General features: G+C 41.9%; 13 protein-coding genes and 1 pseudogene. 9 read left to right on the forward strand and 5 right to left on the reverse strand.

What is annotated here, in order from left to right; genetic code table 11:
- Positions 1 to 61 precede the first annotated feature (61 nt).
- From B3Q46_RS03500 to infC, 3 genes are all read left to right on the forward strand, one after another.
- A complete protein-coding gene (locus B3Q46_RS03500; RefSeq protein WP_286713463.1) occupies positions 62 to 1231 on the forward strand; it encodes an alanine racemase in 1170 nt (389 codons plus the stop codon).
- A gap of 227 nt (positions 1232 to 1458) precedes the next feature.
- On the forward strand, positions 1459 to 3381 hold the full coding sequence (gene thrS, locus B3Q46_RS03505; protein ID WP_004783592.1) for a threonine--tRNA ligase: 1923 nt from the start codon (positions 1459 to 1461) through the stop codon (positions 3379 to 3381).
- 5 nt (positions 3382 to 3386) lie between these two features.
- Entirely contained in the window at positions 3387 to 3935 is a 549-nt protein-coding gene (gene infC / locus B3Q46_RS03510) for a translation initiation factor IF-3 (protein WP_081402664.1), read from the forward strand.
- A 62-nt stretch (positions 3936 to 3997) separates the two neighbouring features.
- Here infC and B3Q46_RS03515 read toward each other — a convergent pair whose 3' ends face one another.
- The 3 genes and pseudogenes from B3Q46_RS03515 to B3Q46_RS03525 form a co-directional block, all read right to left on the reverse strand.
- Positions 3998 to 4393, reverse strand: coding sequence for a hypothetical protein (locus B3Q46_RS03515; RefSeq protein WP_286713466.1), 396 nt, complete (start codon positions 4391 to 4393; stop codon positions 3998 to 4000).
- Positions 4394 to 4619: 226 nt separating this feature from the next.
- A pseudogene (locus B3Q46_RS03520) lies at positions 4620 to 5171 on the reverse strand (hypothetical protein).
- A 99-nt stretch (positions 5172 to 5270) separates the two neighbouring features.
- Complete coding sequence (locus B3Q46_RS03525) at positions 5271 to 5735, reverse strand: Hsp20 family protein (protein WP_286713468.1); 465 nt, start codon at positions 5733 to 5735, stop codon at positions 5271 to 5273.
- Between the two features lie 310 nt (positions 5736 to 6045).
- Between B3Q46_RS03525 and B3Q46_RS03530 the strand changes: the two genes are divergently transcribed.
- From B3Q46_RS03530 to B3Q46_RS03540, 3 genes are all read left to right on the forward strand, one after another.
- Positions 6046 to 6666 (forward strand): glutathione S-transferase N-terminal domain-containing protein, encoded by a 621-nt coding sequence (locus B3Q46_RS03530; protein ID WP_286713470.1) that lies wholly within the window; start codon positions 6046 to 6048, stop codon positions 6664 to 6666.
- A gap of 72 nt (positions 6667 to 6738) precedes the next feature.
- The gene (locus tag B3Q46_RS03535) at positions 6739 to 7029 is read left to right on the forward strand and encodes a hypothetical protein (protein WP_180033836.1); all 291 of its coding nucleotides are present in this window, start codon (positions 6739 to 6741) and stop codon (positions 7027 to 7029) included.
- A gap of 7 nt (positions 7030 to 7036) precedes the next feature.
- Positions 7037 to 7459: a YqaA family protein gene (locus B3Q46_RS03540; protein ID WP_286713473.1), complete on the forward strand. Its 423-nt coding sequence runs from the start codon at positions 7037 to 7039 to the stop codon at positions 7457 to 7459.
- 91 nt (positions 7460 to 7550) lie between these two features.
- On the opposite strand, the gene B3Q46_RS03545 is transcribed toward B3Q46_RS03540, so the two are convergent.
- The gene (locus B3Q46_RS03545) at positions 7551 to 8804 is read right to left on the reverse strand and encodes an MFS transporter (protein WP_286713475.1); all 1254 of its coding nucleotides are present in this window, start codon (positions 8802 to 8804) and stop codon (positions 7551 to 7553) included.
- A gap of 230 nt (positions 8805 to 9034) precedes the next feature.
- On the opposite strand from B3Q46_RS03545, the gene rpmI reads away from it, so the two are divergent.
- Entirely contained in the window at positions 9035 to 9229 is a 195-nt protein-coding gene (rpmI, locus tag B3Q46_RS03550) for a 50S ribosomal protein L35 (protein ID WP_004278281.1), read from the forward strand.
- A gap of 11 nt (positions 9230 to 9240) precedes the next feature.
- A complete protein-coding gene (gene rplT, locus B3Q46_RS03555) occupies positions 9241 to 9600 on the forward strand; it encodes a 50S ribosomal protein L20 (RefSeq protein WP_004647525.1) in 360 nt (119 codons plus the stop codon).
- 157 nt (positions 9601 to 9757) lie between these two features.
- Here the strand turns inward: rplT and B3Q46_RS03560 are convergent, their stop codons facing one another.
- A complete protein-coding gene (locus B3Q46_RS03560; protein ID WP_286713501.1) occupies positions 9758 to 10786 on the reverse strand; it encodes a hypothetical protein in 1029 nt (342 codons plus the stop codon).
- A 159-nt stretch (positions 10787 to 10945) separates the two neighbouring features.
- Between B3Q46_RS03560 and pheS the strand changes: the two genes are divergently transcribed.
- On the forward strand, positions 10946 to 11926 hold the full coding sequence (gene pheS, locus B3Q46_RS03565; protein WP_286713503.1) for a phenylalanine--tRNA ligase subunit alpha: 981 nt from the start codon (positions 10946 to 10948) through the stop codon (positions 11924 to 11926).
- Positions 11927 to 12015: the final 89 nt, after the last annotated feature.

Here is a 12015-nt window from a genome sequence, read left to right on the forward strand (position 1 = left end):
TAAAAGTGTCAACACACCCTACTTAAAACAACTGTTTTTGGTTAAGTAACAGGAGTAGAAGATGCGATCAACTTATTTTCAGCAACTGACTCAAGACCTAAAACAGCAGGGTACAGGTATACCACAACTGATTCTGGATTTGGCGCAATATCAGCATAATCTGAATGTTGTGCAGTCGAAGCTCCCTGTGCAGTTAAAGCCACGTCTAGTGGTGAAATCTCTAGCCAGTACCAAGTTGCTTCAATTCGCTAGTGAAAAGCTGAATACCCAACGTTTTATAGTATTTCATCTGCCACATCTTCGGGAAATTATCGGAGCATTTCAGCAAGCGGACATTCTGCTCGGTAAACCGATGCCGATTCATGCAGCGCAGCGCTTTTATCAAAGCCTGTTTAGTCAAAAGGGCTTAAATCCTCAAGTAAATATTCAATGGCTGATCGATAGTCAAGCACGCTTGGAGCAGTATCTGCAACTCGTGCAAAGTCTGAATCTCTGCCTGAATGTGAATATTGAAATTGATGTAGGCCTACATCGTGGAGGAGTAAGCAGTCAGGAACAGTTTGTAGCTCCACTCAAGCTGATTCAGCAGCATCCTCTGTATCTAAAATTTTCCGGATTAATGGGCTACGATGCGCATGTAGCCAAACTGTCAAAAATTCTCAAAAGACCTGAAAAAAGTTATCAGCAATCACAGCAGATTTATCAACAATTCAAGCTGACGCTGCAACAGCATTTTCCTGATTTATGGCATGAAAATCTATGTTTTAATGGTGGCGGCAGTCTGACCTTTATGCAGCATTGCCAGCAGAGTGTCTGTAATGATCTAGCTTTTGGTTCCATGCTACTTAAACCCAGTGATTTTGATCTGGCCAATCTCTCTGCTTTAAAATGTGCTTTGTGGATCGCCACTCCGATTTTAAAAGTGCTGCCTTATAGCCAGATTCCTGGTCTGGAAGTATTTAATCATTTACCGCATCATTATAAAGCGCTATTCGTTTATGGTGGTTACTGGCAGGCGGACTATTATTTTCCAGAAAAAAGCCAGCCGCATGTTTTATATGGACGTAGTAGCAATCAGGAAATGGTTCTGGTACCGAAATCTTGCGAACTGAAAGTTGATGATTATGTGTTTTTAAGACCAACCCAAAGTGAAGCCATCATTCCCCAGTTTTCTCAATTGTATGTCTATGCTAAAAGGCAATTTGAAGCGTGGCAAACCTTGAGAGAATAAATAATTCTTGAGCGAATAATGATCTTAACTCATTGCAGCTCAAAAGAACTTTTTGGTGATAAATCCTATTTTTATTAGGGAAAAGGTTTAATCATTGGCCCAAGCCGTGTAAAATTCTAGGCGATTTTTTATTTATCCACCGTTTTTATCTTTTGAGGTTCTCCCTCGATCATAATCTCGCGGTGACATGCTCCATGGTACGGGGCATCACTCCTTAAGGATTTCATATGCCAATTATCACTTTGCCAAATGGCGATCAAAAACAGTTTGATCACGCCGTATCTGTGATGGAAGTTGCTCAAAGCATCGGTCCTGGTCTAGCAAAAAATACTGTTGCAGGTCGTGTAAACGATCGTCTAGTGGATGCGTGCGATCTGATTACTGAAGACGCAACCTTACAAATCATCACGCCTAAAGATGAAGAAGGTGTCGAAATTATTCGTCACTCTTGCGCACACTTGGTGGGTCATGCCGTTAAGCAATTGTTCCCAGAAGCAAAGATGGTCATTGGTCCAGTCATTGAAGAAGGTTTCTACTATGACATCTGGATGCCACGTCCATTTACTTTAGATGACATGGCTGCGATTGAAGAGCGTATGAAAAAGCTCATCGATCAGGACTATGATGTCGTGAAAAAAATGACCCCGCGTGACGAAGTGATTGCAGAATTCACTGCACGTGGCGAAGAATACAAATTGCGCCTGATCGCAGACATGCCTGAAGAAACTCAAATGGGCTTGTACTACCATCAGGACTATCTGGATATGTGCCGTGGTCCGCACGTACCAAATACCAAATTCTTAAAATCATTCAAGCTGACTAAAATCTCTGGTGCTTACTGGCGCGGTGATGCGAAAAACGAACAGCTGCAACGTATTTATGGTACAGCTTGGGCAGACAAGAAGCAGCTTGCAGCTTATATCAAACGTATTGAAGAAGCTGAAAAACGCGATCACCGTAAAATTGGTAAAGCCTTAGACCTGTTTCATATGCAGGAAGAAGCACCAGGTATGGTGTTCTGGCATCCGAACGGCTGGACCATTTACCAAGTGCTTGAACAATACATGCGTAAAGTTCAGCAAGAAAATGGTTACCTTGAAATCCGTACACCACAAGTGGTGGATTTCACGCTTTGGGAAAAATCGGGTCACGCAGCGAACTATGCTGAAAACATGTTCACGACTCATTCAGAGAACCGTAACTATGCCGTGAAACCGATGAACTGTCCTTGTCATGTGCAAGTGTTCAACCAGGGCTTAAAATCATATCGTGATCTTCCAATCCGTTTAGCGGAGTTTGGTTCATGTCATCGTAATGAGCCATCAGGTTCTTTACACGGCATTATGCGTGTACGTGGTTTTACCCAAGATGATGCGCATATTTTCTGTACCAAAGAACAAATCGGTACTGAAGTTGCAGACTTTATCAAATTGACACTAGACGTATACAAAGATTTTGGCTTCGAAGAAGTACAAATGAAGTTGTCGACTCGTCCTGAAAAACGTGTAGGTGATGATGCACTTTGGGATATGGCAGAAAAATCTTTGGCAGATGCTTTAGATGCTGCTGGCCTGGATTGGGATTTACAACCAGGTGAAGGTGCATTCTACGGTCCGAAGATCGAATTCTCATTGAAAGACTGCTTAGGCCGAATCTGGCAGTGCGGTACCATCCAATGTGACTTCAACCTTCCAGAACGTCTGGATGCCTCTTATGTCACTGAAGACAACGATCGTGATCAGCCTGTAATGTTGCATCGTGCAATTCTTGGCAGTTTCGAACGTTTTATTGGTATACTGATTGAGCACTACGCGGGCTTTATGCCACCTTGGTTATCACCAGTGCAAGCGTGTGTTATGAATATTACTGATGCTCAAGCTGAGGCTTGTGAGTCAGTCGTCGCGAAACTTAAAGAAAACGGAATTCGTGCAATTTCTGACTTGAGAAATGAGAAAATCGGCTTTAAGATTCGTGAACGTACTTTAGAGCGTATTCCTTACTTATTGGTACTTGGGGACCGTGAGGTAGAGGAAGGTACTGTGAATGTCCGTACCCGCTCAGGAAAAAATTTGGGTACTATGTCAATCGACGCTTTCGTTGACTTAGTAAAAGCAGCCGTAGCCGAACGCGGCCGGTACATTGTGGAGTAACAGCGATTAAACAGCCTGACCGTAATCAACAGGGCGGAAAATCAAACCGTCCTGCCTTGAATGATGAAATTCGTGCAAAAGAAGTCCGTCTTGTAGACGAAAATGGTGAGCAAAAAGGTATTGTTAACCTTGCAGAAGCATTGCGCGCAGCTGAAGCTGCCGATCTTGATCTTGTTGAGATCGTAGCCAATGCTGAGCCACCTGTCTGCAAAATCATGGACTTCAACAAGCATTTGTTTGATCTGAAACAAAAGCAGAAAGAAGCGAAGAAAAAACAACATCAAGTCCAGGTGAAAGAAATCAAGCTACGTCCTGCGACAGATGTAGGTGATTACAACGTAAAATTACGTGCAATCATCAAATTCCTTGAAGAAGGAAACAAGGTAAAAATTACCCTGCGTTTCCGTGGTCGTGAAATGGCTCACCAGCAACTGGGTCTGGCTCAACTGCAAAAAGTTGAAGCAGACGTCGTTGAATATGGTGTTGTTGAACAAGCACCAAAAATGGAAGGTCGTCAAATGGGTATGCTGCTTGGTCCTAAAAAGAAGAAGTAAGCATCTCTTGATAAAAAAAGCCCTGCATTTGCAGGGCTTTTTTTATGAGGCAACTTAATCTTTTATTGAGCAGGGTAGGATTTTCCTGCTTCTACAATCGGAATATTGGCCTCAGTGAGTACATAAATTATTTGTTGAATACGACCTTCTCGTAGGGCTTCACCAAATGCACCAATAAATTCCTGCTTGCGATATTCAGGATAATCTTTAGCTGCCTGCCCAACTAGTTTAATGGTTTCTGCACGCAGTTTGGCACTTTCCAGTTCCGCTTTTGTAACTTGCACTTGAATCATTTTGGATTGTTCTGCTTCAGCCAATGCTGCCTGACCATCCATGCCTTGTTTCCAAACTTTATAATGTGGCCAGCCAAACAATAGCAGTAAAATTACAATCAATAAAAAGAACAGCAAGCTCAATAGCATGAAAGCACTCAGGGCGTTGCGACGGACATAATTCATAGTGCACCTATGGCAGATTTTCTTATCTATGGTATTTATTGAATGTTTTATTCTGTTTCAGAAAAAGCATAGCCGAAATTTTATGTAAATCAAATATATGTAGTGATAGGGGAAAGTCCTAACCAGAACACCATTTTTTTAATAATTGCTTTTATCCTTTGAAATCTGATGAGATAAATTTCTTTCAGCTTAGACCATATAATTAAAAGTGTTTTTGAATCAGCCTTTATGATCTTAAATTCCAAGCACTGTACATGGCTTGAATAATTTCCTTAGCTTGCTGACGAGAAAACATCGATAAATAAATCCGGAATAATCTTAAACAGAGCCGGTCGCGCCAACTGGGCTGACAAAGAATAAAATCGAGCGTGCCATCTTACTGATTAATTTGATGAGCCGGGAGTCTGGTTAGCCAGCGTTTGGTACGGGCTTTAACTGAATCATATTGAGGATTGATAAAGCTGTAATGGACAGCTTCACGATATAAACACAGGCTGATCCGGTATCCTGCCAAAGTGTAATAAATTGTTCGAGAGGTGATTTTTAGTTTAATGCTATATAGCAAGAGCGATAGCATCAGGAAACCTAGCATATAGCCATAAAAGCTTGGAGACTCCTGCCATAAAAATATCACTCCTCGAACAAAACTGGAAGGAGGATCTGGAGTATGAAGGTACAAAGTCATCAAAATCCCAATGGGATAGCAAAGAAGGAGAAGTCCCATATGTTTCATCGTCTGGGCACTTTGATGAAACAGAATGATGTCTGATGTGTTCATATTATTATTTATATGATGGATGAAAATTGAACACTTTCAAGCTTAAGGATTCTGTCCTAAAAAAGAAAGACCCGTTTGGGCCTTTCTTTTGATTGATGATCAGCTTTGCTGCTCGTTAGATTCATTTTTTTCAGCTAACAGCTTTTTGCCAATCGGAATCTTACGAGGCAATTTTTCTTCCGGTACATTACGCTGCAATTCGATTTTCAATAAACCATTTTCGAATTCAGCTTGTTGTACCTCTACATGTTCATCCAGACGTAAAGACAGTTTGAATGAACGGTGGGCGATGCCTTTATGTAGGAATTCCACAGTCGTATCTGAATTTTCTTCCATCGCTTTACCGCTAATGGTCAGAACCTGATTTTCCAGATTGATCTCTAGCTGGTCTTCATTGAATCCGGCAGCAGAAACTACAATGCGGTAATTGTTGTCGCCGGTTTTTTCAATGTTGTAATGCGGATAGTTTGGTGCCTCACTTTGCATTGCATAATCAAAAAGGTCATTAAAGCGGTCAAAACCGATACTACGACGGAATAGTGGGCTAAGACTAAAATTGCTCATTGATCTTACCTCCTGATCTCAGAAAAGTTTTTTAAACAACATGCAATTCTTCAATATGAACTCAGTGATTAGAAACAATCTCCTGAATAGATCATTGCTCTATTTCTAATATAGGATTGAGGCGAAGCTTTTCAAGACTCAAGATTTAAAAATATTTGAACCCATCTTGAGCTAAAAATAATGCTTTGAATTTAGCGATTTTACTGCTGAATCTATAACAAAATATGAGGAAGTAGGGCTTTAAATCATGCTATAACTAGATCAAGTTTCAATAATGTCATGTAAAAACGAAAAGGTAACAGGTAATCACATGATTGATCTCTATTATTGGGGAACGCCCAATGGCCATAAAATTACCATCGCATTAGAAGAAATGGGCTTAGAATATAAAATTTTCCCAATCAATATTCTGGAAAATGACCAGTTTCAACCTGATTTTTTACGTATCTCTCCGAACAATAAAATTCCTGCGATCGTGGATCAGGATGGCCCGCGTGGCGAACCGATTTCAGTTTTTGAATCTGGCGCGATTCTGCAATATTTGGGTCGTAAAACCGGCCTGTTTTATCCGGATGATGAGCAGCAACGTGTTGAAGTTGAGCAATGGCTAATGTGGCAAATGGGTGGCTTGGGTCCGATGCTGGGGCAAAATCATCACTTCAGCCGTTTTGCTCCTGAGCGTATCCCGTATGCCACTGATCGTTATGTCAATGAAACCAAGCGTCTATACGGGGTTCTGAACAAACAGCTGATTGGTCAAAAATATGTAGCCGGTGAGTATTCAATTGCGGATATGGCTATTTTGCCATGGGTGTTACGTCATGAATGGCAGCAGATTGATCTGGCAGATTATCCAGAAGTACAGGAATATCTGACACGCCTGACTGCGCGTCCAGCGGTTCAAAGAGCGTTAGCAATACAGGTCAGATAAGTCTGGCCTTTGTGCTAAACTAGATAAAAGTAGATTAAACCACCTTTGGGTGGTTTTTTATTGGGTGAGTGTATGAAAGATTTTTTCCTGAACTTTACTAAAATCGTGGAAACGAATCCTCGAATTTACTGGAGTATTATTTTCGGTATCGCAGCTTGTCTGCTGCTGTTTATTGCTGAAATTGTGCATGTGGATCAGGTGATCAGCGCCTTGAATACCAAAGATCGCCAGATTTTAAATGCAGCGCTTGAGCCGATCACCCAGAAATATCAATGGTCACGTATTTTGGCCATGGTTATGGCTATAGTCTGGGCGAATTGGGAATATCTTAAAGCCAAGAAAAAACTGGGCTTAAGCCGCTAGTCTCGGGATGTCTCTGTTTCTGCTCTTTCTTGCCGCTTTTGGTGCAGCGACTTTATTACCGTTGCAGTCGGAAGCGGTTTTGCTAGGTTTATTATGGCAAGGGAACTATTCGGCGGCCTTACTTATCATGATTGCAAGTGCTGGAAATATCTTGGGTTCCTGTGTGAACTGGTATCTGGGGTTCAAGATTGAGCAATATAAACATAAAAAATGGTTTCCAGTCTCTGAGCAGCAGATGCTTAAAGCCCAAAGTACCTATCAGAAATACGGCTATTGGTCATTATTGCTGAGCTGGGTGCCGATTATTGGCGATCCAATTACGTTAATTGCTGGCTTACTCAAGGAAAATTTTGCCCGTTTTATTTTGATAGTCAGTATTGCCAAAATTGGACGTTATTTGTTTGTCTATTGGGCGTATGCGATGTTTTAAAAAAGAGGCGTAAAGCCTCTTTTTATTTGTATTCATCATTAGTGCACAATATTTTCCTGATTGAAAATCCTACGCACATCAGAACTAAAAATTATTTTTCAGTCCCTTTGGTAATATCAATTCCAAACAGATCCTTGGTTCTTGCCCAGCTGATGGCCGCCACCAGTAGGGTCATGCTGCCACCAAACACTGTAGCCATAATTGTGCCCATATATTTCGCAGCCAGACCGGACTCAAAAGCACCCAGTTCATTACTGGATGAGACAAACATGCCGTTTACTGCAGCAACCCGGCCACGCATATTATCGGGTGGGTAAATCTGTAAAATCGTCTGGCGAATCACTACAGAAATACTGTCACAGGCGCCGGTCATGGCAAGAGCAAACAGAGATAGCCACATCGAGTTAGAAAAGGCGAATAGCAGGGTAAAGACTCCGAATCCTGCGACTGCAAGCAGCATATTACGCCAGGCATGTTGCGTAGGCGGAAAACGGGTCAGGGCAATCATGGTTATCAGTGCGCCAATTGAAGGAGCAGCCCGTAAATAACCCAAACCTTCAGGACCAACTTTTAAAATATCTTCGGCAAAAATCGGTAAGAGGGCAATCACCCCACCAAACAGTACCGAAACCAGATCTAGGGAAATCGACCACAGTACAATTTTGCTGTTCCAGATAAAACGGAAACCATCACCCAGACTATGCAGGACATTTTCAGTTTCAATTTTAGGAAAATCGCGCTTTTGCAATAAGTTAATCAGAATAAAACAGATGCTGACCAGTACTGCGACAGTTAGAAGGCTGGTTTTCCGACCTAAAAACGCCAGCATAAAACCACCGAGCATCGGCCCGATAATTACCCCACTTTGCCAGCCAATAGTGGTCCAGGTCGCTCCATTGGCATAAAGTGCACGTGGAATCAGAAAGGGTTTCAGTGAAGTTGCTGAAGGATTATAAAAGCCACGAATGGTACCCAGACAGAAAATGACGGCATAAATTCCCCAAGATAATTGACTGGTGCTGAGGTTTCCTAAGCCGTGATAATGAAACAGTGACCAGAGAATGAGCGGCATCGGAATGGCGAAAAATAAACAGATTTTCATAATGATCTGCTTATTAAAGCGATCCGCGACATATCCACCCCATAAAGAAAGGGAAATAAAAGGAATCGCTTCTGCCAGACCAATTAGTCCTAAGGTCAGCGGGTCTTTGGTAATCTGATATAGAGAATAGGCAACAATAATTTCCTGAATCAGAATGGCTAAAGTCAAACAAAACTGATTTAAGGTAACAATAGAAAAGTCTCGATAACGGAGTGCGGCAAACGCATCAGGCTGAATGTGCATAAAGAGCTGCAACTGAAAAAATTGACAAATTATAAAGTGATATCGCAAGCAGTATATAAATTCATCATTCAATTCTTATCGTAAAAAATACTAAGTTTGCAGATTTATCAAGAAAAAAAGACTAGTGCTTTTGTTTTAAGCAAAGATGCATTAGAATATCGGCTCCCTTACCTGCAGGGCGTTCTTGCAATGGTGCAGACGTGCCGAACAGGTGTTCAAAAGAGGTTGTTATGCCTAAGATGAAAACTCGCCGTGGTGCAGCTAAACGCTTCAAAGCGACTGCTAACGGTTTTAAGCGTAAACAAGCGTTCAAACGCCACATTTTGACCAAAAAATCTGCTAAGCGTATTCGTCAATTGCGCGGCTGTGTAATGGTTCACGTAAGTGACGTTGCTTCAGTTCGTCGTATGTGCCCGTACATCTAAGGAGATTATAAATGGCTCGTGTAAAACGTGGTGTACAGGCTCATCGCCGTCACAAAAAAATTCTTGCTCGCGCTAAAGGTTACTATGGTGCTCGTTCACGCGTTTACCGCGTAGCGTTCCAAGCGGTAATCAAAGCTGGTCAATACGCTTACCGTGACCGTCGTCAGAAGAAACGTCAATTCCGTGCTCTATGGATTGCGCGTATCAACGCTGGTGCACGTCAAAACGGTTTATCGTACAGCCGTATGATCGCTGGCTTGAAAAAAGCTCAGGTTATCATCGACCGTCGCGTACTTGCTGACATCGCTATGCATGACGCAGTTGCGTTTGCAGCTCTAGCTTCTAAAGCTAAAGATGCGTTGGCTGCATAAGTCTTTATGACTTAGAAAAAAGACCGCTTTTAGCGGTCTTTTTTATGCTTAAATAAAATCAGTGGGATCTTTGATTTTTTAAATCATTTATTTATTGATTTGTTGGAGATTAAGTCTCCACCAAGCCAAAGTGATTATTTATAGACAATATATTTTATTAAAGCCCGAAATAGTAGCCAATCAAACAGATCACAATCGTGATCAGAATCAGTTTGATCACACTTGAAGCACCGGTTTTATGGTGACTTTGTGGTCGTTCAGCTTTAGAGACTTTGACTGCGCGATCTTCAGTATTCATGCCCGCAAAAGGATCAGGCGCCACTTTAGGAGTAAGTTGTGCAGTTTTATAATGATTGGCCACTTTCACAATAAACTTGGCACTGATTTCATCAATTTTTTGCGCAAAGTGGCGCAGGTTTAATTGCTGCTCCGGATTCAGTACCTGACCATCATCATTATAAGGGTGTTGAATCTTCGTCTGAATAAAATCACTTAATGCATCCAGACGATATAAGGTCTGATGAGCGTAATCAGATGAATAATCCGTTGGGATTAAAGCAAGATGACTCGGATTTTCTGCATGAGACTGAATCGCTGGGGTAGTACCGTAATAAGGCAAACCAGTATAAGCAGGCTCAGTGAATCCTTGAGCTAAATGATGTTCAAATAATTCCTGTTCGGTATAGGTATGAATATCATCCCAGTTTGGTTGTACCAGATCAGCATCAATTCTTTTAGCCAGTTTGCTGTTCAGTTCATAACGCCAGAATACTTCATGACGTAAAGGCGACTGCTGGGCTTCCGGTGCTTCATAATCATTATCAGCGGTATACCATTCAGCCAGCTCCTTACCGATCATCCAGGCGGTTTTACCTTGAGCATGATGACTGATAATCACATGAGCCAAAGGAACCAGCTCGACATTGGTATTAGGGTTATTTTCATCTTCCAGCAAGTGTGAAGAATGCAGACTAATACGACGAACACCTTGTTTTTTCAGGCCTTCAAGCCAGATTTGAAAGTGCTGTGCCAGTAAATGCTGGGAAGTCAGATCACGAAAAGTTAAATGGTGCTGATTAAAAATGGAGTGATTCAGCCAGCGGCTGAAACTGAGATCCTGAGTTAAAAACTCATTGCCATAAGTGACGAGGGTCAGTTGCTGTTTCCAAATTTGATCGAGTGCCATAGTGATTTGATCTGATTGATATTATGTTTATCTTATACTTTTTATAATTCATGATGCTATTCTAATTTTCATTAAAAGCGCACTTCATCAACTCGCCTAAAAACTGTTAGAATATGGGGTTTTTAAAAATATTTCTAACCTGTTGCTTTGAGAGTTACTATGTCACTGGAAGCCCTGACCACTGAAGCGCTCGCTGCGATTGCAGCAGCTCAAGACCTTGCTGCACTTGATCAAGTACGAGTGCAATTTACGGGGAAAAAAAGCCAGCTCGCGGAACAATCTAAGTCGCTGGGGAAAATGGATCCTGAACAACGTAAAGCGTTCGGGGCACAAATTCATGCAGTTCGTGAAGCTATCACGGGTGCTTTGACACAACGTCAGGCTGAACTGCAAAAAGCTGCATTAGAACAAAAGCTTGCTAGTGAAACAATTGATATTACCTTGCCCGGTCGTGGCCAACAGGTGGGCAGCATCCACCCAGTGACCCAAGTACAAGAACGTATCTGTCAATTCTTTACCAAAGCAGGTTTTACAGTAGCGACTGGTCCAGAAGTTGAAGATGACTATCACAACTTCGAAGCATTGAATATTCCGGGCCATCACCCTGCACGTGCCATGCACGACACTTTCTACTTTGATGTAAACCATTTATTGCGTACGCATACTTCAGGTGTGCAGATTCGTACCATGGAAAGCCAGCAGCCACCAATTCGTATCGTGTGCCCAGGCCGTGTATACCGTTGTGACTCTGACCAGACGCATTCACCAATGTTCCATCAGATCGAAGGCCTATACGTTGCTGAAAATACCAGCTTCGCTGAATTGAAAGGTTTATTGGTAAACTTGCTGAATGAATTCTTCGAAAAAGATTTGAAAGTGCGTTTCCGTCCGTCTTATTTCCCGTTCACTGAGCCAAGTGCTGAAGTGGATATTATGGATGAACGTGGCAAGTGGTTAGAAGTTTTAGGTTGCGGTATGGTGCATCCGAATGTACTTCGCGCTGCGGGCATTGATCCCGACAAATACAAAGGCTTTGCATTTGGTTTGGGTGTAGAACGTTTTGCAATGTTGCGTTATGGCATCAACGACTTACGTATGTTCTATCAAAACGATGTGCGTTTCTTACGCCAGTTTGCTTAAGTGATTTTTTAGCCTCTCCTTATAAAACTGAGAGGCCAAAACATATTAATTTTTAGATTTGAAAAAATCCCCCTAAATCCCCCTGAGTA

Origin of the sequence: Acinetobacter sp. UBA2581 (assembly GCF_002339435.1) — a bacterium.
In the GTDB taxonomy this organism is placed as follows: Bacteria; Pseudomonadota; Gammaproteobacteria; order Pseudomonadales; family Moraxellaceae; genus Acinetobacter; species Acinetobacter variabilis.